Raw genomic sequence first — 26979 nt, forward strand, 5'->3', positions numbered from 1 at the left:
ACCGCTTAAACCCCGCAGTGCCACACACATTCTTCCCTTTTCATACAGTTTTTCATAAACATAAAGTGAAAGTAATCACAGCCTTAATCTCTTATTGGGAAAGAATCTCACTGGAATGATGTTCTGGATTTTTACTCATAAGATTCTTACACCAGATATATCTACTACAGCAACATAAAGAAACGCCAGAAAATGCCGTTACTAATTAAGCAGCGATCTCGCTGCTTTGCCTGCGAGTACCCAAAAATGTTAAAAACGACGCAATCCCGCTTTATCGCATTGATCAGCTTGTTTTTTATTGTGCTGATCATCGTTACGCTTATCGTGATCCAGGTGTATATCGCTCCCCAGCTGAAACAGACAGAAAGTAATCTGGTTGCTAATCAGGTGGATGATGTCGCGGTGGCAATTAATGACCGCCTGAATAAGGTTGAGTCACAGGTTCGCACCATTACCCAGACTGTTGCACAAATGGACAGCGACAGTATCGATCGTTTACTTCCGGCACTGGTTGATCAGTACGGTGACTCTGCCGTGTTTGGTGGCGGGATCTGGCCGCTGCCGAACCAACGCGATCCGGCCAAAATCAAATTCAGCACCTTCTTTGCCCGTAATAATAATAATCAACTGACGGTCAATACTTTCTGGAACAGCGCCGAATCCCCAAACTATTTCGATCAGTCGTGGTATCTGGCGGCATCAAAAGGTGAAAAGGGTCAGTGTGTCTGGGCGCCTGCTTATTTCGATGACGCCAGCACCCAGCCGCGGACTAACTGTGCGATGCCGATTTACAAAGATGATAAGCAATGGGGCGTCGCCACCATTGACGTCACACTGGGGTTCTTTAACCAGCTGGTGACAGAGATGGAGAAAAAGGTTCACGCCAGGATTTATATCGTGGAAAAAGACGGCACCATCGTCGGTACCAGTCATTCCACGGATGAAAAACTGCCGAAACTGGCCTCACTGGGCGAAACTTCTCCGCTGGCGATGCAGATCCGCAAAAGTCTGGATCAGATCAACGGGCAGGCGAATCTGGTGGCTGACTACGATAATGACGGCACATCGCACACCATGTTTATGAGCAACATTCAGGGGCCGTGGTTTATCGCCACCGACATGCCGACCAGCCAGTTACTGGCGCGCAGCCACAGCATTCTGACGAGCCTCGGACTGGTGCAAATCCCGATGGTCTTGCTGTTGCTGATCGTTCTGATCGCCGCGATTAAAATTTTCATGCGCCAGCTGGCGGCACTGAATAAAAATATCGCCCAGCTTTCTGCGGGCGGTGCCGACTTAACCCGGCGCTTACCGGAAAGCCGCAGCCCTGAGTTCAATCAGATCAACCAGAACTTCAACGGTTTCCTGTCTTTCCTGCAATCCATTCTGCGTCAGGTTGGCGACAGCAGTCTGGCTATCACTTCGGCTTCGCGCCAGATTGCCAGCGGTAACCTGGACTTGTCAGCACGAACCGAAGAACAGGCCAGCTCGATTGTCGAAACGGCAGCCTCAATGGAACAGCTGACCAGTACCGTGAAACAGAACGCTGCCAATGCGGAAGGGGCTAACCAGTTGGCCCGTGATGCCTCGGCTGTTGCCGGGAGGGGCTCGGACGTGGTGAAACAGGTGGTTGAGACCATGGGCTCGATCACCCGCTCTTCACATAAAATCGTCGATATCATCAGCGTGATCGACGGCATCGCTTTCCAGACCAACATTCTGGCGCTGAATGCGGCGGTTGAAGCGGCGCGTGCCGGTGAACAGGGACGCGGTTTCGCCGTTGTGGCATCCGAAGTGCGCAGTCTGGCACAGCGCTCAGCCACTTCCGCGCGTGAAATCAAAAAGCTGATCGAGGATTCTGTGGCGGATATCGCCACCGGCAGCGAACTGGTGGCGACCGCCGGAACGACGATGGACGAAGTCATGGGTGGCGTGAACAACGTGGCGACGCTGATGAACGAAATCATGTCTTCCAGTCAGGAGCAAAGTCTGGGCATCGAGCAGGTAAATGTGGCTATCACGCAGCTGGATAACGCCACGCAGCAGAACGCCGCGCTGGTGGAACAGGTTTCTGCCGCTGCGCAGGCGATGCAGGATCAGACCGTTCAACTGGAAACCGTGGTAGCAAGCTTTAAGCTCTGAACCCGTTTGATTTATAGCGTTGAAACTTGGCGGTAAGTGAGCGATCACTTACCGTTTTTTATTTTGCGTAATGCTCAGTAAAAGGCGTGTTCAGTCATGAAGTTAATCAGGCTGGTCAGTTTGGCGCGCGGCCTGAAATCGGGCAGATAAACCAGATGCACTGCCCGGGGTTTCGGGATAAAAGACTCAAGTACCGGGATCAGTTTTCCGCTGGCGATATCTTCGGCCAGTAACACTTTGGGTTGCAGCAACAAACCGGCACCTTCCAGTGCGGCGGCGCGCAGCGCATGACCGTCGTTGGACACATAGCGGCTGTTAACCGGCCACGCTGACGTGGTGCGCTCTGCATTCGCCAGATGCCAGCCTTCGCTCTGATTCCAGACGGTATGCACCAAGCACGGGTGCGTTTTCAGATCTTCCGGCGTCGCGGGCGTGCCGAAACGCTGTAAATAATCTGCAGAAGCGCAGATCACCATTTCATAAGGGTTCAGCGGTTTGGCGACCAGCCGGTCATCGCCAATTTCACCGATGCGGATCGCGGCGTCAAAACCCTCCGCGATCAAATCCACCCTGGCGTTGCTCAGTATCAGTTCCACGTTTACTTTCGGGTGTTTTTGCAGATAGCGGGCCAGCATCGGCGCCACCACGCTGGAGCCGAGGGATACGGGTGCGCTGACCCGCAGCAGTCCGGTCGGCACGCTTTGCAGGCTTTCCATCGCGCTTTCGGTGAATTTCATCTGCTCCAGCACCCGTTTTCCGTTCTCGTAAAACACTTCACCGGCATCCGTCAGGCTTTGCTTGCGTGTGGTGCGTTGCAACAGGCGGGCATTCAGATGCTTTTCCAGTTGCTGAATGTGTTTACCGACCATCACCGCCGAGATCCCCAGTTTTTCTGCCGCAGCACTGAAATTTCCGGTTTCGACTACGCTGACAAAGACTTCGATATTCCGCAACTTATCCACATTACAAACCCTGAGTTAGAACAGAACGAAGAATATGAGTCTATATCTAACCCTGAGTTTGGTGAAAGATGATCTGACAAACCAACGTTGAGGGATCTGTGATGAAAATTTTAGTGATTGGCGGTACAGGCACATTAGGTCAGGCGGTGATTCGGGAGTTTGGCGCAGACCATGAAATCATCACCGCAGGCAAAACCCGCGGCGATTTTCAGGTCGATATTACCGATGAAAACAGCGTAAAAGCGCTTTTCCAGAGTACGGGAAAAGTTGATGCGATTATTGCTACTACCGGCAGCCTGCACTTTGGCCCGCTGGTGGAGATGACCGCAGCACAGTTCAATATTGGTTTGCAGAATAAACTGCTTGGCCAGGTGCGCATTGCGCTGATCGGTCAGTCATTCCTTAACGATGGCGGTTCCATCACGCTGACCAGCGGGATCATTGCTGATGAACCGATCCGTCAGGGGGCAAACGCCACCACGGTAAATGCCGCCGTCGAAGGCTTTGTCCGGGGCGCGGCGATTGAACTGTCACGGGGTATTCGCATCAATGTGGTCAGCCCGACCGTAGTAGAAGAGTCGCTGAAAGCTTACGGCCCGTTCTTCCCGGGCTTTGAGGCTGCACCGGCCGCGCGCGTGGCGAAAGCGTATCGTCGCAGCGTGGAAGGGGCGCAGACCGGACGCGTTTATAAAGTCTGGTAAGGCGTAATTCTTTGAATAAAATAAAAAACCCACATTTTCCAATGTGGGTTTTGTTTGCTGCGAAGAGCGGCTTATTTACCGATACAGAAACTCGAGAAGATACGCCCCAGTAAATCATCCGATGTAAATTCACCGGTGATTTCGCTCAGCGATTGCTGGGCCAGACGCAGTTCTTCCGCCAGCAGTTCACCCGCCCATGCGCCAAGCAGTTGATCTTTACCCTGAACCAGATGCTGTGCGGCCTGTTCCAGCGCCTGCAGGTGACGGCGACGGGCAAGGAATCCGCCTTCCATATTGTGATTGAAGCCCATCACCTGTTTCAGATGATCGCGCAGCAGATCAACGCCATCGCCGGTGCGGGCAGAAAGGCGAATAAGTGAGTGACCATTCACTTCCGTTTGTCCCAGCGCTTCGCCGGTGATATCCGCTTTATTGCGTACAACGACAATAGGTAAACTCGCGGGCAGGCGGGCCATAAATTCGGGCCAGATGTCCGCAGGCTCGGTTGCTTCCGTTGTTGTACCGTCGACCATAAACAGCACTAAGTCCGCCTGTTCAATCTCATTCCAGGCACGTTCGATACCAATGCGCTCAACTTCGTCGCTGGCTTCACGTAACCCGGCGGTGTCAATGATGTGCAACGGCATGCCGTCGAGGTGGATGTGTTCACGTAAAACGTCACGCGTAGTGCCCGCGATATCGGTCACGATCGCCGCTTCACGACCGGCCAGCGCGTTCAGCAGGCTGGATTTACCGGCGTTCGGACGCCCGGCAATCACCACTTTCATCCCTTCACGCAGCAGGCTGCCCTGACGTGCTTCGGCCCGCACGGCATCGAGATCACCCATCACCGTATTGAGTTTGGCTTCGATTTTACCGTCGGACAGGAAGTCGATTTCCTCATCGGGGAAGTCGATAGCCGCTTCGACAAAGATCCGCAGGTGAGTGAGTGCTTCCACCAGATGATGAATACGGTTCGAGAAAGCGCCCTGTAAGGAGTTAACTGCTGAACGTGCGGCCTGCTCGGAGCTGGCGTCGATAAGATCAGCAATCGCTTCAGCCTGCGCCAGGTCGAGTTTATCGTTGAGGAAAGCCCGTTCAGAGAATTCGCCCGGACGCGCAATTCGCACGTTTTCCAGCGCAATAATGCGTTTAAGCAGCAAATCCAGGATCACCGGCCCGCCGTGGCCTTGCAGCTCAAGCACGTCTTCGCCGGTAAAGGAGTTCGGACCGGGGAACCACAACGCGATGCCCTGATCCAGCGTGCTGCCATCAGCATCCTGAAACGGCAGATAATCGGCATAACGCGGCTTGGGCAGTTTACCTAAGACAGCCTGTGCCACATCACGCGCCGCACGGCCGGAAATGCGCAAAATGCCCACACCACCGCGGCCGGGTGGGGTTGCCTGGGCAATAATGGTATCTGAGGTGCTCATAGCAATGATCTCTGTTGGTCTTTTTACGGATATGCAAAAGGCGATCAAATGATCGCCTTTCTTTTTTATCATCAAGTTTAGCGGTCAGGACGAAAGTCGTCCTGACATTCACTTATGACTTTTTCTTGTCGCGGCTGTGCAGGCCACGTTTTTCCAGCCCGCGATAAATCAGCTGCTGCTGGAGAATGGTGACCAGGTTACTGACGATGTAGTACACCACCAGGCCAGACGGGAACCACAGGAAGAACACGGTGAAGATGACCGGCATGAAGGTCATGATCTTCTGCTGCATCGGGTCAGTGACGGTGGTCGGCGACATCTTCTGGATGAAGAACATCGTGATACCCATCAGAACCGGCAGAATGTAGTACGGGTCTTGTGCTGACAAGTCATGGATCCACAGGATGAATGGCGCGTGGCGCAGTTCAATGGAACCAGACAGCATGTAATACAGTGCCAGGAAGATTGGCATCTGAATAACCAGCGGCAGACAGCCACCCAGCGGGTTCACTTTCTCAGACTTATACAGCGCCATCATTTCCTGACTCATGCGCTGTTTGTCATCACCGATACGTTCACGCATGGCGGCCAGTTTCGGCTGCAACATACGCATTTTCGCCATCGACGTGTACTGTGCGCGGGTCAGTGGATACATGATACCGCGAACAATAAAGGTGATAACGATGATCGAGAAGCCCCAGTTACCGACAAACCCTTGAATGAATTTCAATAGTTTGAACAGTGGCTGAGAGATGAACCATAACCAACCGTAGTCAACCGTCAGGTCAAGGTGTGGCGCGATAGCTGCCATCTTGTCCTGAATTTCCGGACCAACCCACAGGATAGAAGCAACTTGTTGCTGTGCACCCGGTGCAACGGTAAACGGTGTGCCTTTAAAGCCAATCGTTGAAATACCGTTATTGGTGGTGGTGAAGAAGGTGTTGGTGTCTTTCGCTGATGGGATCCACGCCGTTGCAAAGTACTGCTGCAACATCGCAACCCAACCACCCTGAGTCGTGACATTCAGTGCTTCGCTCTTATCGAACGCATACTTCTGATATTTGTCATCACTTGAGGAATATGCCGCGCCGCGGAACGTGTGCAGAGCAAAGTTATTGCTGCCGGTATCACGGTGCTTAGGTAATTCGGTGGTTTGTTTCAGCTGACCGAACATAGTCAGTTCAAGCGGGGCAGGCGTGGTGTTGTTGATGTTGTATTCAACGTTTACCGCGTAAGAACCACGTTTGATCACGAAGGTTTTGGTGTAAATCGCACCGTTCGCCGCCGTGTAAGTCATTGGAATGCGCAGTTCAGACTGGCCTTCAGCCATTGTGAAGGTATCGGAGCTCGCCTTGAACAGAGGGCGTTCACCGTTAGCCGGATTGTCTGGACCGTTTTTACCTGTCAGACCACTTTGTGCCTGATAGAGGAAATTAGGAGTAGTTTCCAGTAACTGGAAAGGCTGGTCAGAGCCCAAAGTCGTTGGGTAAGCCTTCAGCAGAGCCTGCTCAATGTCGCCACCACGGGTGTTGATCGTTAATGACAGCACATCACTGTTAACTGTAATTAATTTGCCCTGTCCGCTATCAGGAACAGCCTGATTAGTAGCATCACCGTTTGCAGTGTTCGCAGTCTGTTGCGTGGTCTGGTTGGCCGGTTGCGGAGCGTGGTCCGTTTGCCATGCCTGCCAGATCATGAAAGACACGAACAGCAGAGCGATGAGGAAAAGATTGCGTTGCGAATCCATCGTTAGTGTTCTCTGTTATTGTCGGTTTTCGGCGGTACGGGGTCATCACCACCTGGGTTCAAAGGATGGCATTTTAATACGCGTTTCAAAGTCAACCAACTGCCTTTTAACATGCCAAAACGACCAATTGCTTCAATACTGTATTGAGAGCAGGTTGGTCGAAAGCGGCAATGCGGCCCGAGCAACGGACTGATGAATAGCTGATAACCACGTATCAGCTTTATCAGGATGCGGGAGCCTGTCGGCAATGTCGACGCCATAATTTCTCCAACGCTTCCGTCAGCGCGCGATTATCTAAATCGGCGACACCCTTTTTGGCTACTACCACAAAATCCATCGACGGCAGCGTATGCTGATTCAACCGGAAACTTTCGCGGGTAAGGCGTTTGATCCGATTGCGTTCATGTGCGCGTTTGACGTGTTTTTTTGCGACGGTGAGACCGATGCGGGGATGCCCCAGCTCGTTCAGGCGGCCGAGTATAGTGATTTGCGGCGTGCCAGCCCGTTGTGGCTGCTGGAAGACGAAAGTGAAATGACGGGGAGTTAACAAACGTAACTCCCTGGGAAAAGCGAGCTTAACCACTAAATAGGTTAGCTTTTATTACTTAGAAGCTGACAGACGGGTACGGCCTTTCGCACGACGGCGAGCCAGAACCTGACGACCATTTTTGGTGGCCATACGAGCACGGAAGCCGTGGCTACGGTTGCGCTTCAATACGGACGGTTGGAAAGTGCGTTTCATGGCGATTTCTACCTAAACTTAAATTATTACTGATCAGTAAACGCGAAGACATTTCGGCGAAAAAACGACCGGTGCCTTTGTCGCAACATATAAAGAAGCGGGATTGTAATAACTGTACAGTCCTGAGTCAATTTACATTGCCAGAAATGGTTCAAGTGTTTACCAGAATTGCCCGTGGTCACACCGCAATATCCATCTGGTTATGACCATCAGGAACACAGGCTTCACACGTAGGGCTGAAGATTATACGGACTCTGCCGCAAATCGCAAGGATCCTCGCCTGATCCTTATCCACAGGCGTGCGATCTTTCTCGCAGTATGATGAAATTTAACTCAGCGGACTCCTATTTTTTCACCAGAGTGATGATTACATCGCCTAATTTTAAAAGGATCGGCTAAGCTTACCCACTTGCCGATTGCTGCCTGTGGATAAAAAGGATCTAATCTGTCAGGAAGGGGAGGATCTCTGGGCCGGATTGCGTTATGATCCGCCATTCCGATCGCGATCCCGGCTGGGATGCTGTCGACAAAAACCGCAAAAAGCGGTTCGCACGTGACTTTACGCCACTGACAGGGTGGTGAGAGAAATTTTCCCCCATTAGCGGGCGGAACGTGTGCCAAAAATCATGATTTAAAAAATATCCTGATCCTTTTCTTTTTTGATACTTGTTCGAGTGGAGTCCGCCGTGTCACTTTCGCTTTGGCAGCAATGTCTTGCCCGTTTGCAGGATGAACTACCTGCCACAGAATTCAGTATGTGGATACGCCCCCTGCAGGCGGAACTCAACGACAATACGCTGGCGCTGTATGCCCCGAATCGTTTTGTTCTGGATTGGGTTCGTGACAAATACCTAAATAATATTAACGGCTTGCTTAACGATTTCTGTGGCACGGATGCACCGTTGCTGCGTTTTGAAGTCGGCAGCAAGCCGGTGATCCAACGCGTCAGCCAGCCTGTTGCGGCCAGCGTCAGTTCACAGGCTGCGCCTGCCATTCCGCGTCTGGCGCCTTCCCGTCCAAGCTGGGACAGCTCACCGGCTCAGCCTGAGCTGTCTTATCGCTCTAACGTCAACCCGAAACATACCTTTGATAACTTCGTAGAAGGTAAATCTAACCAACTGGCTCGCGCGGCGGCGCGTCAGGTGGCGGATAATCCGGGTGGCGCGTACAACCCGCTTTTCCTTTATGGTGGCACCGGTCTGGGTAAAACCCACTTATTGCACGCCGTCGGTAACGGTATCATGGCGCGTAAAGCCAATGCCAAAGTGGTGTACATGCACTCCGAGCGTTTTGTACAGGACATGGTCAAAGCCCTGCAAAACAACGCCATCGAAGAGTTCAAACGTTACTACCGTTCTGTTGATGCGTTGCTCATCGATGACATTCAATTCTTTGCTAATAAAGAACGTTCGCAGGAAGAGTTCTTCCACACCTTTAATGCCCTGCTGGAAGGTAATCAGCAGATCATCCTGACCTCGGATCGTTATCCAAAAGAGATCAACGGTGTTGAAGATCGTCTGAAATCGCGTTTCGGCTGGGGTCTGACGGTGGCTATCGAGCCGCCTGAATTAGAAACCCGCGTGGCGATCCTGATGAAAAAGGCGGACGAAAACGATATTCGTCTGCCGGGCGAAGTTGCCTTCTTTATTGCTAAACGTCTGCGATCGAATGTGCGTGAGCTTGAAGGCGCACTGAACCGTGTGATTGCCAACGCCAACTTTACCGGCCGTGCGATCACTATCGACTTCGTTCGTGAAGCGTTGCGCGATTTATTAGCGCTTCAGGAGAAGCTGGTCACTATCGATAATATTCAGAAAACAGTGGCCGAATATTATAAAATCAAGGTCGCTGACCTGCTTTCCAAACGGCGCTCCCGTTCGGTAGCCCGCCCACGCCAGATGGCGATGGCGCTGGCGAAAGAGCTGACCAACCACAGCCTGCCAGAAATCGGCGATGCGTTCGGTGGTCGGGACCATACCACGGTGTTGCACGCCTGCCGTAAAATCGAGCAGTTGCGTGAAGAAAGTCACGACATCAAAGAAGATTTCTCCAACTTAATCAGAACATTATCTTCCTAGCGCTATGAAATTTATTGTTGAACGTGAGCATTTGCTGAAACCACTGCAACAGGTCAGTAGTCCGCTGGGTGGACGACCAACGTTGCCTATTCTGGGTAACCTGTTATTACAGGTGACGGATGGCGCGCTGTCGCTGACCGGGACGGATTTGGAAATGGAGATGGTGGCGAAAGTTGCGCTGTCTCAGCCACATGAAGCGGGTGCCACCACGGTGCCGGCGCGTAAATTCTTTGATATCTGCCGTGGATTGCCGGAAGGCGCGGAAATTTCCGTCGCGCTCGACGGCGACCGCATGCTGGTAAAATCAGGCCGCAGCCGTTTCTCGCTGTCGACCTTACCGGCGACAGATTTCCCTAATCTCGACGACTGGCAAAGCGAAGTAGAATTCACCCTGCCGCAGGCCACGTTGAAACGTCTGATCGAAGCCACGCAGTTTTCTATGGCCCATCAGGACGTTCGTTATTATTTAAACGGCATGCTGTTCGAAACCGAAGGTGAAGAACTGCGTACTGTCGCGACCGACGGTCACCGCCTGGCGGTATGTTCTATGCCAATCGGCCAGTCTCTGCCGTCGCATTCGGTGATCGTGCCGCGTAAAGGCGTGATGGAACTGGTGCGTCTGCTTGATGGCGGTGACACCACATTGCAGCTGCAAATCGGCAGCAACAATATCCGTGCTCACGTCGGCGACTTCATCTTTACCTCTAAACTGGTTGACGGTCGTTTCCCTGACTATCGCCGCGTATTGCCGAAAAATCCGGACAAAACGCTGCAGGCAGGCTGCGATTTGCTCAAGCAGGCGTTTGCCCGTGCCGCGATCCTGTCCAATGAAAAATTCCGCGGCGTGCGTTTGTATGTCAGCCATAACCAGCTGAAAATCACCGCGAATAACCCGGAACAGGAAGAAGCAGAAGAAATTCTGGATGTCGGTTACGAAGGCACCGAAATGGAAATCGGTTTCAACGTCAGTTACGTACTGGATGTGCTCAATGCACTCAAGTGCGAAGACGTTAATCTGTTGCTGACGGACTCTGTTTCCAGCGTGCAGATCGAAGACGCAGCCAGTCAGTCGGCGGCGTATGTCGTTATGCCAATGCGGCTGTAATCGGGCTATCTGACTTGTCATTTTGCGATGGGGCAGTGTTCGCAATGCCCACGCACCTGAGTATGCTCCGCTTACTGTAGCTGCACGCAAACTGACTGCGACGATGATGCCCTGGAATGGATAGTAGATGGCCTTAACGCGCTTACTGATAAAAGATTTCCGCAACATCGAGGCGGCAGATTTAGATCCGTCGCCCGGTTTTAACTTTCTGGTCGGTCCCAATGGTAGCGGTAAAACCAGTGTGCTCGAAGCGGTCTATACGCTGGGGCATGGCCGCGCTTTTCGCAGTTTGCAGGCCGGGCGCGTGATTCGTCACGATCAGCCGGAGTTTGTTCTCCATGCGCGTGTGGATGACGGCGGTGATCGTGAATTGTCGATTGGTCTGAGCAAAAGCCGTCAGGGCGACAGTAAAGTACGCATTGATGGCAGTGATGGTCACAAAGTGTCTGAACTGGCACAGATGCTGCCGATGCAACTGATCACACCCGAAGGCTTCACCCTGCTCAACGGCGGGCCGAAGTACCGGCGGGCATTTATTGACTGGGGTTGTTTTCATCACGACCCCGGTTTTTTTATCGCCTGGAGCAACCTGCGACGGTTACTCAAGCAGCGCAACGCCGCGCTGCGACAGGTGAGTCGTTATGCGCAAATTCGTGCCTGGGATCAGGAACTGATCCCGTTAGCCGGGCGCATTAGCGAATGGCGGGCAGCTTACAGCGACGCGATCGCGGCTGATATCAGCGCGACCTGCGCGCAATTCCTGCCCGAATTCGCCCTCAGTTTTTCTTTCCAGCGTGGATGGGATAAGGAGACGGAGTACGGCGAGTTGCTGGAGCGTAATTTTGAACGCGACAGAGCCTTAACCTATACCGCATCAGGCCCGCATAAAGCGGATTTCCGCATTCGTGCCGACGGCACGCCGGTGGAAGATTTACTGTCCCGTGGGCAGTTGAAGTTACTGATGTGTGCGCTGAGACTGGCGCAGGGTGAGTTTCTCACCCGACAGAGCGGGCGGCGTTGCCTGTATCTTCTTGACGATTTTGCCTCTGAGCTGGACACCGACCGACGTCGGTTGCTGGCTGATCGCCTGAAAGCCACCCAGGCACAGGTTTTTGTCAGTGCGATAAGCGCTGAGCAAGTGACCGATATGATGGGTGAAAAGGGCAAGATGTTCCGCGTGGAACAAGGTAAAATAGCCGTTCTATCACAGGACTAAAAATGAGCGAGAAACGTTGATGTCGAATTCTTATGACTCCTCAAGTATCAAGGTATTAAAAGGGCTGGACGCGGTGCGTAAGCGCCCCGGCATGTATATCGGCGATACCGATGACGGCACTGGTCTGCACCACATGGTATTCGAGGTTGTGGACAACGCTATCGACGAAGCCCTCGCGGGCCACTGTAAAGAGATTCAGGTCACGATCCATGCGGATAACTCTGTTTCCGTACAGGATGATGGCCGTGGTATTCCGACCGGCATTCATGAAGAAGAGGGCGTTTCTGCTGCTCAGGTCATTATGACCGTTCTTCATGCTGGTGGTAAATTCGACGATAACTCGTATAAAGTCTCCGGCGGTCTGCATGGCGTAGGTGTTTCCGTCGTTAATGCCTTGTCGGAAAAACTGGAACTGGTTATCCGCCGTGAAGGCAAAGTGCACACTCAGACTTACGTGCACGGCGAGCCGCAGGATCCGCTGAAAGTGATCGGCGATACTGACGTAACCGGTACCACGGTACGTTTCTGGCCGAGCTTCAACACCTTCACCAATCACACAGAATTCGAGTATGAGATTCTGGCGAAACGCCTGCGTGAACTGTCATTCCTGAACTCCGGCGTGGCAATTCGTCTGCTGGATAAACGTGATGGTAAGAATGATCACTTCCATTATGAAGGCGGTATCAAAGCCTTCGTGGAATACCTGAACAAAAACAAAACCCCAATCCATCCGACCGTATTCTATTTCTCTACGATGAAGGACGATATTGGCGTTGAGGTTGCGTTGCAGTGGAATGATGGTTTCCAGGAAAACATTTACTGCTTCACCAACAATATTCCACAGCGCGATGGCGGGACTCACTTAGCCGGTTTCCGTTCGGCAATGACCCGTACCCTGAACGCTTACATGGATAAAGAAGGTTACAGCAAGAAATCCAAAATCAGCGCCACCGGTGACGATGCCCGTGAAGGTTTGATTGCTGTGGTGTCTGTGAAGGTACCGGATCCTAAGTTCTCTTCACAAACCAAAGACAAACTGGTTTCTTCTGAAGTGAAAACGGCCGTTGAAACGCTGATGAACGAGAAGCTGGTGGATTACCTGATGGAAAATCCGTCAGACGCCAAAATCGTTGTGGGGAAAATCATCGACGCTGCGCGCGCCCGTGAAGCAGCCCGTAAAGCCCGTGAAATGACCCGCCGTAAAGGTGCGCTGGACCTGGCTGGCTTGCCAGGCAAACTGGCGGACTGTCAGGAACGTGACCCGGCTCATTCCGAACTGTACTTAGTGGAAGGGGACTCAGCGGGCGGCTCAGCAAAACAAGGCCGTAACCGTAAGAACCAGGCGATTCTGCCGTTGAAAGGTAAAATCCTCAACGTAGAAAAAGCGCGCTTCGACAAAATGCTCTCTTCTCAGGAAGTGGCAACACTGATTACTGCGCTCGGTTGCGGCATTGGCCGTGACGAGTACAACCCGGACAAACTGCGCTATCACAGCATCATCATCATGACCGATGCCGACGTCGATGGTTCACACATCCGTACCCTGTTGCTGACGTTCTTCTACCGTCAGATGCCTGAAATTGTCGAGCGTGGCCACGTGTTTATCGCACAGCCTCCATTGTACAAAGTCAAAAAAGGTAAGCAGGAACAGTACATTAAAGATGATGAAGCGATGGATCAGTATCAGATTTCCATTGCGATGGACGGGGCAACGTTACACGCCAACGCCCATGCACCAGCCCTGGCGGGTGAACCGCTGGAGAAACTGGTGGCTGAACATCACAGCGTGCAGAAAATGATTGGCCGCATGGAACGTCGTTATCCGCGTGCGCTGCTGAATAACCTGATCTATCAGCCGACCCTGCCGGGGTCAGATCTGACCGATCAGGCGAAAGTTCAGACCTGGATAGAATCGCTGGTCGCGCGTCTCAATGAGAAAGAGCAGCACGGCAGTTCTTACAGCGCGATCGTGCGTGAAAACCGTGAACATCAGCTTTTCGAACCGGTTCTGCGTATCCGTACACACGGTGTTGATACGGATTACGATCTCGATGCAGACTTCATTCAGGGTGGCGAATACCGCAAAATCTGTGCGCTGGGCGAACAGCTGCGCGGCCTGATCGAAGAAGATGCCTTCATCGAACGTGGCGAACGCCGTCAGCCAGTGACCAGCTTCGAGCAGGCGCTGGAATGGCTGGTGAAAGAGTCCCGTCGTGGTCTGTCGATTCAGCGATACAAAGGTCTGGGCGAAATGAACCCTGATCAGCTGTGGGAAACCACCATGGATCCTGAACAACGTCGCATGTTACGTGTGACCGTGAAAGATGCCATCGCTGCTGACCAGTTGTTCACTACGCTGATGGGCGATGCGGTTGAACCGCGTCGCGCCTTCATCGAAGAGAATGCCCTGAAAGCGGCCAATATCGATATCTGATAATGGCGAGAGCTGATAAAGAGTCCGAACCGGGAAACCGCTTCGGACTTTTTTTTCGTCTGACGCAACCCGCATTCCGGCTGGCTTTACAGCGGGTAATCGCGTTAGCATTGCGCAAGATTTCTTAAACTCTGAGGATGCTATGGCTATTGAATTAATTGCAATTGATATGGACGGGACATTGCTCAATCCGCAGCATGAAGTGACCCCTGCCGTTAAAAAAGCGTTGTCAGAAGCACGGGCGAAAGGTGTGCAAATCGTTCTGGCGACCGGCCGTCCGTTCGTCGGTGTGCAGCGTTATCTGATGGAACTGGATTTGCAGCAGGACGGTTGTTACTGCATCACCAACAATGGCGCGCTTGTGCACAATGCGAAAGATGGTAGCGTAATTGCCGAAGTAGCCCTCAAAATTGAAGATTATCACTACTTTGAACAGCTGGCGCGTGACCTTGGTGTGCATTTCCATGCACTGACCAAAACCGACCTGTTTACCGCCAACCGCCATATCAGCAAATACAGCGTACATGAATCCTTCACCACCGGCATTCCGTTGCAATTCTGCCCGGCAGAGGAAATGGATCCGGCACTGACCTTCCCGAAAGTCATGATGATTGACGATCCGGACTTGCTGGATCGCGCCATCAGTCAGCTTCCTGCTGAAGCAAAAGAACGCTACACCATCATGAAAAGCTCACCGTATTTCCTCGAAATCCTCGATAAGCGGGTGAATAAAGGTGAAGGCGTGAAAGTACTGGCGGAAAAACTGGGTATCGCGCGGGAGAGCGTGATGACGCTCGGTGATCAGGAGAACGACATTGCGATGCTGGAATACGCCGGAATTGGTGTCGCGATGGGGAATGCGCTGGACAGCGTAAAAGCCGTCAGCCAGTTCGTTACCAAAACAAACACGGAAGACGGCGTGGCGTTTGCGGTCGAGAAATTCGTTCTGAACGTCTGAGCTTGCACCGAAGGAACCTTGCAGCCATGGAAAAACAATTAACTTCTGATGCCCGCGGGCATCAGCTCACCAACATTAATGTCTGGACGCCGGACAGCCAGTGGCTGGTGTATGACGTCCGTCCGCATGGCGGTTCTTTTAGCGGTTCAACCATTGAGCGCGTGAATGTCGAAACCGGTGAGACGGAAGTCCTTTATCAGGCAAAAGACGGCGCGCATGTGGGAGTGGTGACCGTCAGCCCGGATTTTCCTGTCCGTTATGCGTTTATTCATGGCCCTGAAAATCCTGATGCCAGCTGGCAGTATGATTTTCATCACCGTCGCGGAGTTATTGTCACTGAGCCCGCGCGCGAAAAGGCCGTCACGCTGGATGCGATGGACATCACCGCCCCCTTTACCGCCGGAGCCCTGCGCGGTGGCACACATGTTCACGTCTTCAGCCCGGACGGTTCGCGTCTGAGCTTTACCTATAACGACCATGTGTTGCATGAACGCGATCCGGCGCTCGATTTGCGCAACGTTGGCGTGGCGATTTCAGGATATCCCGTTATTCCGCCAAAGCATCATCCCCGTGAATACGATGGAAGCCATTTCAGCATGCTGGTCAGCGAAACCACGCCCTGTCCTCACCCCGGCAGCGATGAAATCAACCGGGCTTACGAAGAAGGCTGGATTGGCCGTGAAGGCTATCTGAAACCGGATGGCAGCCGTCAGCGGTGGGCGCTGGCTTTTATCGGCGACACGCTTTCCGCTCGTGGCGAAAAGCACCCGGAAATCTTCGTGGTGGATTTGCCGCGCAATGATGAGGATTACCGTCAGGCGGGTGATAAACCTTTGCAGGGCACGCCGGAAATGCTGCCTGCGCCACCCGCGGGCGTGAAACAGAGACGGATTACTTTTACTGAAAATGGTATTGCCCTGCAACCGCGTCACTGGTTGCGCGTATCGCCGGATGGCGCAAAGATTGCGTTTCTGATGCAAGATGAAACCGGCGTGGTTCAGGTCTGGACGGTGTCACCTAACGGCGGCGCGCCGGCGCAAATCAGCCATTCTGAAAGCGGAATTCAATCAGCCTTCAGCTGGAGCCAGGACGGAAAATCTCTGGCGCTGGTATGCGATAACAGCGTGATGCGGCTGGACATGGAAAGCGGAAAGATGCAGCGGTTAACGCAACGATCAGAAATCGCACCCTGTGCCGATGCCGTAGTGTATTCTCCGGATGGCAGCAAAGTGGCGTTTATGCGCCAGTGTAACGGCTATGCGCAGATTTGCGTGGTCGATAGCGATTAGCGAACGATGTAAACCGGTCAGAACAGGCCGGTTTTATTGTGACTACTTCTTATGTGTCGACGATTTTTGCTGACGCGGCGTGGTCGTCATGGGCGGGATGTGATCGATATCCACACCGTTACTCAGCGCAATATTGTGTTCTTCACTGGCTTTGACGCGATCGCGCGTCGTCACTTTTCCGCTGCGAAAATAATCATAAGGCAGCAATACCGTATCCAGCACGGCGCTGAACGGCAAATCAATCAACAGCAGCGGCGTCATCGCCCAACTGGTGTCATCGCTTTTTATCATATTCACATCAGCACGTGCGCCTGAATAATATCCGGTGTCACCACCTGTATGGCTCATTACGCTGGAGCAACCGCTCGTCGCTAAAAAAACACATCCTGTCATCAGCGGCGTTAATGCAAATTTCGTCATGTTAGAACTCATCTTATGCTGTCAGGCTGAGCTTATACGTCAATGTGACTTATACCACTCAGCCCAAAAAATTAACAAAGCAAGCTGTAGCTCTGTGGCTGCGATCCCATTAAGTGTAATTACTATTTGAAATCTTGCAGGAATTCGCCTGCTCTCCCTGGATTGTAGCCCTGTCCCGTCATGTATTTTGGCTGTCATCATATAAACAACAGCCAAATTTTTTGTTTTTTCAGGCTTGAAATATGCCCTTTTGTCTCCATTTTAACTGTACGACGCAGGAGGAGAAACGCCGGAAGGGTTCTTCTGTCATCACTGTGACGCTGGTCTGTCCGCCTGGAAGGCTATTTAAAAAAACTCGCTGAATATCAGGAGAAGTAGCAATGCGTAATTTTGATTTATCCCCGCTATACCGTTCTGCCATTGGTTTTGACCGCTTATTTAATCTTATCGAATCGGGTCAGAATCAGGGCGGCGGCTACCCCCCTTATAATGTCGAGTTGGTTGACGAAAATCATTACCGGATTGCTATCGCGGTCGCAGGTTTTGCCGAATCTGAGCTGGACATCACTGCGCATGACAACATGCTGCTGGTCAAAGGCGCGCATGCACCTGGCGACACTGAGCGAACCTATTTATATCAGGGCATCGCAGAACGTAATTTCGAGCGCAAATTCCAGCTGGCTGAACATATTCAGATAAAAGCGGCCAATTTGTCGAACGGTTTGCTGTATATCGATCTGGAACGCGTCGTTCCTGAGTCGTCCAAACCACGGCGTATCGAGATCCGTTAATTCAGCGACCATCATCGTTGTTGACCACCACAAAATGAAAAATTTTAGGCTCGCCGTCAGGGAGCTGTACTGTCACATCCAAAAAGGATGACGACATTAATCATCTCGCTTCAAAGAAGGAGTTACATTATGCGTAATTATGATATTTCCCCATTACTGCGTCAGTGGATTGGTTTCGATAAATTAGCCAGTTCAATGCAAGGCGCCGATCAGGCTTTTCCTCCTTACAATATTGAAAAGTCTGATGACAACCATTACCGCATTTCACTGGCGCTGGCCGGTTTCCAGCAAAGCGAACTGAATATTGAAGTCGAAGGGCCGCGATTAACGGTCAGCGGTACACCGGCTCAGCTGGAAACTAAAGTGGAATATTTGCATCAGGGGCTGGTGATTAAGCCTTTCACCCTGAGCTTCACGCTGGCAGAGCATATGCACGTCTCGGCGGCTGAATTTACGAATGGCCTGCTGCATATCAATCTGGTTCGTGATGTACCGGAAGCATTGCAACCGCAAAAAATTGCGATTGGTACTGAAAAACCGGCGCTGGAAAATCAGTCTGAATAAACGTGATCTGTTTATGTTCCCCCGATGAGGGGGAACATAAAACGGGATGTGATGAGGAATATATTATCTTAATCAGTAAGTAAAACGAGGTGTATTTATTTTGTTCAAGTCTTTCAAAGTGTTTTCCGTAATTGAAGCTCTTAGTGATGAGGTAAGCATGTATTTAGAGTGATGTAACTTAACGATAATATTCGTCTACTGTGATTCGGTTGTAGTTCTTGTAACACCCATCAAATACTATACAAAGTGCTTCCACAAAATGCATGATCTGTTTTGTGTTGTAGTTGTAAGATATTTCACCTATATTTGCATCAAAGAGTTTAATCATGTTCCCATCTGTTCTGATAGCGATGGAATGGCCTCCCTTGCAACCCTTATAAATACCTATTTCATATAAGCTGTCTTGCCTTAACGATTTTACCAGCCCTTCGATTCTTGCAGCGGTAGTACTGGCCTGCGGCAGAGTTGACGTTTTTAAGCAGATCAACCTCCCCTCATTCTTCATTATCAGATGGTATGCGTCTTCAGTACGCATGTAGTTTACGTTGGGGGAATGCCCTTTGCGGTGAAAATTATCAAATAAACTTTTTTGTGCTTTTAATTTAGCTTGTTTATATGCCAACGCAGAGTTCTGTTCCTGAATATTCATTATTCCTAATATCAATCGATGCGATGCAGAGGTATTGATGAAACATTTGAAACTACTCCAATCTCTACCAGTAATTAAATATGCCGCAGAGAGGCCATAACAGGCTCCACGTAATCCGTACTGAATTTGTTTACTTTCTGAGTCTCTATGACTTCCTAACCATGCTCCACCAAGATTTCGGGGGTTGTTAGCTACCCATTTGTTTTGCTGTATGTACGTCACCTGATTAAAAAAACTGTATGTACCGTTTGTTTTATTAATATATTGACGTAATCTGTTAATCATTTTCTCACCTATTTTTTAAATCAAAAAATACATATTGCATAAAAATACGCCAGTGATAATAAAATTCCCATTTAATTGATTATGTAAAATACTCAAACTCTTGACTGGGTTTTTATTTCTTTGATAAATAATGTTATTTTTTTTGTTTAACTGTAAAAAATATAAAGTGATGTCTATCTATATATAAAATGAATTGATTTTTTTGAATGAATGTGTATCTGGATGCGTTGAGGGAGATATAAATAACTTTATGATGTCATTGAGAATAAGATTGTTTTCTACTCATGAGTAAGAGTCCTTAGATTGATAAAGTGACCCGAAAGAATATCATTCCTCCTGGTCACTTTATGGTGAAAAATCAGCCTTCAGCGTGGGCTTTTTCTACTTCTTCTGCCAGAATTTTCACGCCGCGCTCGATCTGTTCCGCATCAGGCACGTAATTCATCCGCATACACTGATGGGTGTGTGGCCACGGATGCTCGAGACCCGGGAAGAAGTAATCGCCCGGTACCATAAGTACCCCACGTTGTTTCAGGCGCTGATACAGCACTTCGGTGGTGATCGGTAAATCCTTGAACCACAGCCACAGGAAAATCGCCCCTTCCGGTTTGTGGATCAGGCAACGTTCTTCCGGCAGATAACGGCGCAGCGTGGCGATAGTTTCCTGCACGCGCTGGAAATAGAACGGTTTGATCACTTCTTCGGAAAGGCGCAGCAAATCGCCACGGACAATCATTTCATGGGCAATCGCTGGGCCGACACTGCCCGGCGACAGACTGATAATCCCGTTCATATTACTGATCGCTTTGATGATTTTTTCATCAGCAATCACGATGCCACAGCGTGAACCCGGCAGGCCGAGTTTCGACAGGCTCATGCACAGGATAATATTCGGATTCCACAGCGGCGTGGCGTCAGTGAATACGATGCCCGGGAACGGCACGCCATAGGCGTTATCGATTAATAACGGAATATCTTTCTGCTGTGCCAGCGCATCGAGGCGGATCAGTTCTTCGTCAGTAATGACGTTACCGGTCGGGTTGGTCGGGCGTGACACGCAGATCAGGCCGATATCATCGGTGATATTCAGATGATCGAAATCGACGTGATATTTGAACTGGCCTTCCGGCAGCAATTCGATGTTCGGCTTGGCCGACACAAACAGATTTTCATCCAGACCGGCATCGGCATAACCGAGATATTCCGGTGCCAGCGGGAACAACACTTTTGACATACTACCGTCGGCACGGCGTCCGGCGAACAGGTTGAACAAATAGAAGAAGGCGCTCTGGCTGCCGTTGGTCAGTGCGATGTTTTGCGCGTCAAGCTGCCAGCCGAGTTCTTTCTGTAACATGTCTGCCAGCGCATGGCGTAACACATCTTTGCCCTGCGGCCCGTCGTAATTGCACAGCGCTTCGGTCAGCTTGCCTGCGGCAAGCATTTCCGACAGCAGCGTCTGGAAATAATCCTGCATCTCAGGAATTTGCGCCGGATTACCGCCGCCCAGCATCACCGCGCCGGGCGTGCGTAAACCGTCATTCATGTCGCCCATCAGGCGTGTGATGCCTGAAAAACGGGTAAATTTGTCACCGAAAGCAGAAAACGTCATAGAAAGCTTTGTATGTTATCGAAATGTGATACCCACCATAACGCCTGCAGCAAGGCAGTGCAATCGGACCAGCGGGTTTTGGCGTGGAGAAGTATTAAAAAAGATGAATACGGAAAATCATTCAATGTATTTTTCGAATATCCCTGAACGGAACCCTTTATGCTTAATGACAGAGTAATAAAAGACGGCTTATGATATTTTTTCTTTCTTGGCATAATTATGTTTAAGAATATATATATCAGGTTGATAAAATGAAAAGAAGTATACTTATACTGAATATTTTCACGGCAGGTGGAGGGGATCACGCGCTGGGAAAGAAAATAAAAGACATCGCGCGGAGCACTCAGGCTGAGGGGGCATTAATTACGGTGAATGCCAAAACAAGACATATTAATATGCAGGGAAAGGAAGTGTTCAATCCGGGTAAAAAATTGAATTATGATGATCCGGTAATTATTGTGACGCCCTACAGTCTCCTGTCTCCCGATGTATTATCGACAGTGCTGGCTGATTTTCTCTACCAGCTGGACATAATAACGTGCAATACCGTTATTCTGATCGATGAAATGGATGTCACCCGAGGTGCGGCTTCATCTGATCATGATTATAAAGCTGCCCTGTTGGGTCTGTGCTTCGAAAATATCATTGTCCAGAGCCTTGGATTCGCTAAGAAATCGATGGGTTATTTACCCATACCTGAGCAGGAAATTATCAATATACAAAAATCAGCAAAACAGGAAATCATTAAATTACTGGACGGTTATAACTTATCGATGCCGGCAAATTGTAGCTTATATCTTGCCTATTTAAGTTCTGATACCGTGACAACCTGTGCTCAGATTTTTATTATTAATTCATTGATAGAAGACAGTGGCTTGCTGAATAATTCAGCTTATGTCCTGGTGTGCAGGGAAAAAGGGAGTATTGAACGATTACTGAAAAACCTCAAAGAGTCCTTATCAGGGTCAATTTATAATGATTTGTTTTCTGAATGTCACTATTCAACCATGCAAGACGAAAATATATTCCAGTGCCACGGCTTCTCCCGCGGTACGGGAAAGAAAAAAGTACATATCTTTATTACCCAAACCATTCCCGGCACGACGTTTAAAAATCTGACCAGTATCAGCAAGACTGGCATGATGTCGGGCGATCAAAGCCTTTCCGATTATTTGTCACTGAAAAAGCGGTTACCTTATTACGACAAGCAAACCTGGAAAGACCCTCTTATTAAAGGATTGAAGACCCGTGCCCGTGAACTGGGGGGCGAAGAATTGCTCAACAAATTTAAGTCGATGGTCGCCGGAAGAAAAGCCTTTACTGGCAGCCTTTCCTTTAAGCTTCTGGCACCCGACGATGCCCCGACGCTGGCGCTGAAAAGCAGTCTTCATGCGTTTAACAAGGAAATATATGCAAGAAAAGCTGACGGAAAAATCAGAGAGATATTAATGAAATACCTCTGACCCTTCGAAAATAATCGGGAGACCGGCCGCAGGATTGCGCCCGGACCGGTCTCGCCCATTCTTTATCTTACTTCTTCAGAACTTCCGGGTTCACGCAGAACTGTTTCACGTCACCCTTGAGTGCGGCGATCAGGTTATCCACTGCGCAGGCCGCCATATCGTAGCGGGTTTCATGCGTTGCGGAACCGATATGCGGCAGTGCCACCACGTTTGGCAGGCTCAGCAGCGGAGAATCTTTTGGCAGCGGCTCAGTCTCGAACACGTCCATACCGGCACCATAAATCGTACCGGCTTTCAGGGCTTCGATCAGGGCTGGTTCATCGATAACCGGCCCGCGACCTGCGCTGACCAGAATCGCGCTGGATTTCATTTTCGCCAGCTCATCCTTACCGATCAGATGGAAGGTTTGTTCGGTCATTGGCAGCAAGATACAGACGAAATCAGACTCTTTCAGCAGCTCATCCAGCTCGCATTTACGCGCGCCAAACTTCTCTTCCGCTTCTTTATGCTGGCTGCGTGCATTGTACAAAATCGGCATGTCGAAACCGAAATGCGCACGTTGCGCCAGCGCCAGACCGATACGGCCCATGCCGACAATACCCATGGTTTTATGGTGAACATCAATGCCGAACCAGTCTTCGCCAATGTTTTCATTCCATTCACCGGCTTTTACGCGCTCGGCGACATTTACCACGCGGCGGGCGGTAGAGAGCACCAGTGCCATCACCGTGTCAGCGACGGTATCGGTCAGCGCCGTCGGAGTATGCATCATCGGGATTTCGCGGCGGGTCAGTTCTGCCACATCGAAATTATCATAACCGACGGAAATGGTAGAAACCGCACGCAGGCGCGGTGCATGGTCGAAAAGTTCTTTATCAATTTTCCCGCCGGAACCCAGTAACCCTTCGGCGTTTTGCAGCGCATCAAACACCTGAGCACGGTTCTTATCCGTAATGCCATCAAATTCAGTGATGGTGAAATGCTCTTCAAGACGCTGATGCAGGTCGGCGGGTAATTTTTTATATAAAACGATAGACGGCTTCATGACTTACTCCCTTGGGTTAAGGAAACTTCTTTCGGCTGAATGTTGGCCTTTCGCGGTCTCACCAGCAGGGTTAAACCTGCGGAAACCAGTAACGACACGGCCATGAAAATAAATGAGGCTGCCGGACTGCCCGTATTGCCGTTGAGATAGCCGACAAACCAGGAGCCAAAGAATGAGCCCAGTGCGCCGAGGCTGTTAATCAAAGCCATCGCGCCACCGGACACATTTTTGGGCAGCATTTCAGGAATAATGGCGAAGAACGGCCCGTACGGGGCATACATTGCCGCAGCGGCAACCACCAGTAAACTGTACGAAAGCCAGAAATTGTTTGTGCCAGCGGCCCATGAACCAAAGAACGCCAGTGCGGCCACCAGTAATAACGGCCAGACAAACAACTTACGGTTTTGCATTTTGTCCGATGCCCAGGACACCAGGATCATGGCGATAGTGGCGGCCAGATAAGGGGCGGAAGATAACCAGCCCGCTTCGACCATGCCCATTGATTTGCCGTCGCGCAAAATCGACGGCAGCCAGAGCACAAAGCCATACACGCCAATGCTCCAGAAGAAATATTGCAGGCAAAGCAGCACCACATTGCGTGAGCGGAAGGCTTCGCGGTAACCGCCGACCGCCTGAATGGTTTCCTGCTCTTTTTCCAGCTGTGCGGCCAGCGCCTGTTTTTCCTGGTCGCTCAGCCAACTGACTTGTTCAGGTTTATCCTTGACGGTAAACCACCAGATAACCGCCCAGATAACCGCCGGAATGCCTTCGAAGATAAACATCTCGCGCCAGCCAAAGGATTTGATCAGATAGCCGGAAAGCACCGACATCCACAACACCGTCACCGGATTGCCGAGGATCAGAAAGGTGTTAGCACGGGAACGCTCGGATTTGGTGAACCAGTTGCTGATATACACCAGCATGGCGGGCATCACGGCAGCTTCCACCACGCCGAGGGCGAAGCGGATCACTGCCAGCATCGGAATGTTGGTTACCACGCCGGTTAAAGAGGCGAATCCCCCCCAAAGCAATAAACACCAGAAAATCAGTTTCTTAACACTGCGGCGTTCGGCGTAAATCGTGCCGGGGATCTGGAAGAAGAAATAGCCCAAAAAAAACAGTGCACCCAACAGGGACGACATCCCTTTGGTAATGCCCAAATCGTCGTTGATACCGGCCGCTGAGGCAAAACTGAAGTTCGAGCGGTCGACATACGCCAGACTGTAAGTGATGAACACGATCGGCATGATGTACCACCAGCGGCGGGCGGCGATCCTGGACTGGCTCATAACTGTTTCTCCTGATAGTGCATCAGCACGGTCCCGACGGCGCTTACTGACGTAACAGTTCTACGTAATGGCGCGTCACCGCGGTCAGATCATCACCCTCAAGCGGGAATTCGATACCGCGTGGCACATCCTGAGGCAGGCTTTTCAATAAAGGTTCCCAACTGCCATCGCTGTCGTCGAGCGCGACGGCATGCCATTTTCCGCTACGTTTTTGTGCAGCTTTGACATGCACATAACCCACATGACGCGCCAGACGCTCAGCGGCCACGGCCGGATCCTGCCCGACCCACAGCCAGTTGGCCATGTCGAACGTCATGCTTAACGGCAGATGCAGCGACTCAGCAGCAAACATAAAAGCATTAATGCGTGAAAGAATGCCGCAATCCGGCGACTGGTCATTCTCAACCACCAGCTTCACCGGGCTTGACGCCAGTACAACCTTCAGCGGGGTCAGATCCTGGCCCGGCATAAATTCGCCGAGAGAAAACTTTATGGTGCGGGCATTGAGAATGCGCGCCTCTTCAAAATATTGTGATGCATCAGAATTAAGCTTGCCACCGGCTGAAAACAGCGGAAACGGCACGGAATACACCGCAAACAATCCATGACTTTTAATTTTTTCTGCCAGCGCTGGCAACGAATCCAGTTCTCCGGCAGTGAACAATTCTCGACGAATTTCCACACCGTCGGCCTTAGCATCAGCAATCACTGAAAGCAGCTCCGCCTGGCCGCCGCGGGCTTTTACCACGCTGTTGCCGTAGGCTGCGGTAACAATGACGATTTCTCTTTTCATGAATACTTATCCTGTGAAAGCGCCCTGTAATCTGGCGCAGGCAATCATTTCCGAAACCTTATTTTAGTGGAACAAATGACAGGTCGAGCCGTTGTTAACGTTTTGTTTCGTTTTATACAACCTAATTGGAACCGGTTCCAATCGACAGGACAAAAGCGCAAAAATATGATCCCGCTCACGAAGAACGGGCAGGTTCAGGGGGAAGAAGAGGGATCAGCGCGCTGCTGTAGAACCGCGCGCAATGAGTTCGCCGGAAAACTCCAGGTCTTTAACCGGCTCAGTATTGCCCTGAATGCGGGTCACCAGTTGTCTGAGCGCCGCCACGCCCATGTCGTAAGTCGGCTGCTTCAGCGTCGTAATGCCGACGCCCGCCAGTTCTGCCCACACCAGTTCGTCAAAGCCGGATAAACCGATGTCCGGCCCCCAGCGCAGATTCAGCCGCTGCATAGCGCGTGCAACCTGTAGCGTCAGTGCGCCGTTCACACACATCACCGCTTTGTGTTTATCCGCGTGCCGTGCCACAAAGTCCTTCAGCAGATTATCCAGCCCTTCGGTATTACTCAGCTCAATTTCACCCTGTTCGGCAATATACTGCGGAGATTGCTGCATGCATTTCAGAAAGGCGTGTAAGCGGTCGAAGCGGGTGTTTATATTGGCGGGTTCGCTGATGAAAAGCAGGGCTTCAAAACCCTGCCCCAGAAGATGACCGGTCATCTTCTGAGTGGCTTCCACATTGTTAAGTCCGATCACGTCGCAGGCGAAATTCGCCACTTTACGGTCAATCAGCACCATGGGTAAATTGGCCTGTTGCAGCGTAGAAATCGCCGCCTCACGCATCCCGACGGCATTCACCACAATGCCATCGACGCGATAACTGCTGAGTAATTGCAGGTAATGCTTTTCCTGATCCAGCTCGTTATTGGTGTTACACACCAGCAGCGTCAACCCTTCCTGACGGCAGGCGGCTTCAACGCCACGCATCACATCGACAGAATACGGGTTGGTGATATCAGCGAGGATCAGCCCGATTAGCCGCGTTTGCCCGCTTTTCAGGCTACGTGCCATCTGGCTGGGCTGATAATCGAGCAGGGAGATCGCCCGTCCGATGCGCTCTTTCAGCGAATCGGACAGCAGGTGTTGTTCACCGTTGAGATAACGTGAAACGCTGGTTTTACCGGTTTTGGCAGCACTGGCGACGTCACGTATCGTGGCGCGAACCGCAGCGCCCGGTTCCTGTTTTTTGCTCACAGCCTTTCTCCCT

At 51.1% G+C, this 26979-nt stretch carries 24 protein-coding genes; 11 read left to right on the forward strand and 13 right to left on the reverse strand.

Features of this window, described 5'->3' with window-relative positions; all coding sequences use genetic code 11:
* Positions 1–246: 246 nt before the first annotated feature.
* Complete coding sequence (locus AACU55_RS00195; protein ID WP_134706436.1) at positions 247–2142, forward strand: methyl-accepting chemotaxis protein; 1896 nt, start codon at positions 247–249, stop codon at positions 2140–2142.
* Positions 2143–2216: 74 nt separating this feature from the next.
* Here the strand turns inward: AACU55_RS00195 and AACU55_RS00200 are convergent, their stop codons facing one another.
* Positions 2217–3104, reverse strand: coding sequence for a LysR family transcriptional regulator (locus AACU55_RS00200; RefSeq protein ID WP_037033879.1), 888 nt, complete (start codon positions 3102–3104; stop codon positions 2217–2219).
* Between the two features lie 101 nt (positions 3105–3205).
* On the opposite strand from AACU55_RS00200, the gene AACU55_RS00205 reads away from it, so the two are divergent.
* Positions 3206–3805, forward strand: a complete 600-nt coding sequence (locus AACU55_RS00205) for a short chain dehydrogenase (RefSeq protein ID WP_134706438.1) — start codon at positions 3206–3208, stop codon at positions 3803–3805.
* Between the two features lie 71 nt (positions 3806–3876).
* Here AACU55_RS00205 and mnmE read toward each other — a convergent pair whose 3' ends face one another.
* From mnmE to rpmH, 5 genes are all read right to left on the reverse strand, one after another.
* Positions 3877–5241 carry a tRNA uridine-5-carboxymethylaminomethyl(34) synthesis GTPase MnmE gene (gene mnmE, locus AACU55_RS00210; protein WP_013577703.1) on the reverse strand — a complete coding sequence of 455 codons (1365 nt, stop codon included), beginning with the start codon at positions 5239–5241 and terminating at the stop codon, positions 3877–3879.
* A 112-nt stretch (positions 5242–5353) separates the two neighbouring features.
* Positions 5354–6988, reverse strand: coding sequence for a membrane protein insertase YidC (gene yidC, locus AACU55_RS00215; RefSeq protein ID WP_037033877.1), 1635 nt, complete (start codon positions 6986–6988; stop codon positions 5354–5356).
* Positions 6989–6990: 2 nt separating this feature from the next.
* Positions 6991–7248 (reverse strand): membrane protein insertion efficiency factor YidD, encoded by a 258-nt coding sequence (gene yidD / locus AACU55_RS00220; protein ID WP_013577705.1) that lies wholly within the window; start codon positions 7246–7248, stop codon positions 6991–6993.
* Entirely contained in the window at positions 7212–7571 is a 360-nt protein-coding gene (rnpA, locus tag AACU55_RS00225; protein ID WP_071823635.1) for a ribonuclease P protein component, read from the reverse strand. The genes yidD and rnpA overlap by 37 nt, the downstream gene beginning before the upstream one ends.
* Before the next feature lie 18 nt (positions 7572–7589).
* Complete coding sequence (gene rpmH / locus AACU55_RS00230; protein ID WP_009637487.1) at positions 7590–7730, reverse strand: 50S ribosomal protein L34; 141 nt, start codon at positions 7728–7730, stop codon at positions 7590–7592.
* Between the two features lie 686 nt (positions 7731–8416).
* Here rpmH and dnaA point away from each other — a divergent pair.
* The 6 genes from dnaA to AACU55_RS00260 all read left to right on the forward strand — a co-directional run bounded on the left by dnaA (position 8417) and on the right by AACU55_RS00260 (position 16810).
* On the forward strand, positions 8417–9808 hold the full coding sequence (dnaA, locus tag AACU55_RS00235) for a chromosomal replication initiator protein DnaA (protein ID WP_014333276.1): 1392 nt from the start codon (positions 8417–8419) through the stop codon (positions 9806–9808).
* A 4-nt stretch (positions 9809–9812) separates the two neighbouring features.
* Positions 9813–10913 carry a DNA polymerase III subunit beta gene (gene dnaN, locus AACU55_RS00240; RefSeq protein ID WP_013573353.1) on the forward strand — a complete coding sequence of 367 codons (1101 nt, stop codon included), beginning with the start codon at positions 9813–9815 and terminating at the stop codon, positions 10911–10913.
* A 127-nt stretch (positions 10914–11040) separates the two neighbouring features.
* Positions 11041–12129 carry a DNA replication/repair protein RecF gene (gene recF, locus AACU55_RS00245; protein ID WP_037033875.1) on the forward strand — a complete coding sequence of 363 codons (1089 nt, stop codon included), beginning with the start codon at positions 11041–11043 and terminating at the stop codon, positions 12127–12129.
* A gap of 19 nt (positions 12130–12148) precedes the next feature.
* A complete protein-coding gene (gene gyrB, locus AACU55_RS00250; protein WP_013573355.1) occupies positions 12149–14563 on the forward strand; it encodes a DNA topoisomerase (ATP-hydrolyzing) subunit B in 2415 nt (804 codons plus the stop codon).
* A 142-nt stretch (positions 14564–14705) separates the two neighbouring features.
* A complete protein-coding gene (gene yidA, locus AACU55_RS00255; RefSeq protein ID WP_013573356.1) occupies positions 14706–15521 on the forward strand; it encodes a sugar-phosphatase in 816 nt (271 codons plus the stop codon).
* A gap of 26 nt (positions 15522–15547) precedes the next feature.
* Positions 15548–16810 carry a DUF3748 domain-containing protein gene (locus tag AACU55_RS00260; RefSeq protein ID WP_134706440.1) on the forward strand — a complete coding sequence of 421 codons (1263 nt, stop codon included), beginning with the start codon at positions 15548–15550 and terminating at the stop codon, positions 16808–16810.
* A gap of 42 nt (positions 16811–16852) precedes the next feature.
* On the opposite strand, the gene AACU55_RS00265 is transcribed toward AACU55_RS00260, so the two are convergent.
* Complete coding sequence (locus AACU55_RS00265) at positions 16853–17230, reverse strand: YceK/YidQ family lipoprotein (protein WP_013573358.1); 378 nt, start codon at positions 17228–17230, stop codon at positions 16853–16855.
* 380 nt (positions 17231–17610) lie between these two features.
* Here AACU55_RS00265 and ibpA point away from each other — a divergent pair, with 380 nt between their 5' ends.
* Both ibpA and ibpB read left to right on the forward strand, forming a co-directional pair.
* Positions 17611–18021, forward strand: coding sequence for a small heat shock chaperone IbpA (gene ibpA / locus AACU55_RS00270; RefSeq protein WP_013573359.1), 411 nt, complete (start codon positions 17611–17613; stop codon positions 18019–18021).
* Positions 18022–18150: 129 nt separating this feature from the next.
* Entirely contained in the window at positions 18151–18585 is a 435-nt protein-coding gene (gene ibpB / locus AACU55_RS00275) for a small heat shock chaperone IbpB (protein ID WP_013573361.1), read from the forward strand.
* A 178-nt stretch (positions 18586–18763) separates the two neighbouring features.
* Here ibpB and AACU55_RS00280 read toward each other — a convergent pair whose 3' ends face one another.
* Both AACU55_RS00280 and AACU55_RS00285 read right to left on the reverse strand, forming a co-directional pair.
* Positions 18764–19519 (reverse strand): YopT-type cysteine protease domain-containing protein, encoded by a 756-nt coding sequence (locus tag AACU55_RS00280; RefSeq protein WP_072012263.1) that lies wholly within the window; start codon positions 19517–19519, stop codon positions 18764–18766.
* Positions 19520–19877: 358 nt separating this feature from the next.
* The gene (locus AACU55_RS00285) at positions 19878–21128 is read right to left on the reverse strand and encodes a valine--pyruvate transaminase (RefSeq protein ID WP_013573363.1); all 1251 of its coding nucleotides are present in this window, start codon (positions 21126–21128) and stop codon (positions 19878–19880) included.
* Between the two features lie 251 nt (positions 21129–21379).
* Between AACU55_RS00285 and AACU55_RS00290 the strand changes: the two genes are divergently transcribed.
* The gene (locus AACU55_RS00290) at positions 21380–22591 is read left to right on the forward strand and encodes a hypothetical protein (RefSeq protein ID WP_134706442.1); all 1212 of its coding nucleotides are present in this window, start codon (positions 21380–21382) and stop codon (positions 22589–22591) included.
* A 67-nt stretch (positions 22592–22658) separates the two neighbouring features.
* Here AACU55_RS00290 and ghrB read toward each other — a convergent pair whose 3' ends face one another.
* From ghrB to AACU55_RS00310, 4 genes are all read right to left on the reverse strand, one after another.
* Positions 22659–23636 (reverse strand): glyoxylate/hydroxypyruvate reductase GhrB, encoded by a 978-nt coding sequence (gene ghrB / locus AACU55_RS00295; RefSeq protein WP_134706444.1) that lies wholly within the window; start codon positions 23634–23636, stop codon positions 22659–22661.
* A complete protein-coding gene (locus AACU55_RS00300) occupies positions 23633–24925 on the reverse strand; it encodes an MFS transporter (protein ID WP_134706446.1) in 1293 nt (430 codons plus the stop codon). The genes ghrB and AACU55_RS00300 overlap by 4 nt, the downstream gene beginning before the upstream one ends.
* 43 nt (positions 24926–24968) lie before the next feature.
* Complete coding sequence (locus AACU55_RS00305) at positions 24969–25718, reverse strand: sugar phosphate isomerase/epimerase family protein (RefSeq protein WP_037033869.1); 750 nt, start codon at positions 25716–25718, stop codon at positions 24969–24971.
* A gap of 213 nt (positions 25719–25931) precedes the next feature.
* A complete protein-coding gene (locus AACU55_RS00310; RefSeq protein ID WP_134706448.1) occupies positions 25932–26966 on the reverse strand; it encodes a LacI family DNA-binding transcriptional regulator in 1035 nt (344 codons plus the stop codon).
* Positions 26967–26979: the final 13 nt, after the last annotated feature.

Source organism: Rahnella sp. CJA17(1/100) (genome assembly GCF_963881615.1).
In the GTDB taxonomy this organism is placed as follows: domain Bacteria; phylum Pseudomonadota; class Gammaproteobacteria; order Enterobacterales; family Enterobacteriaceae; genus Rahnella; species Rahnella aceris.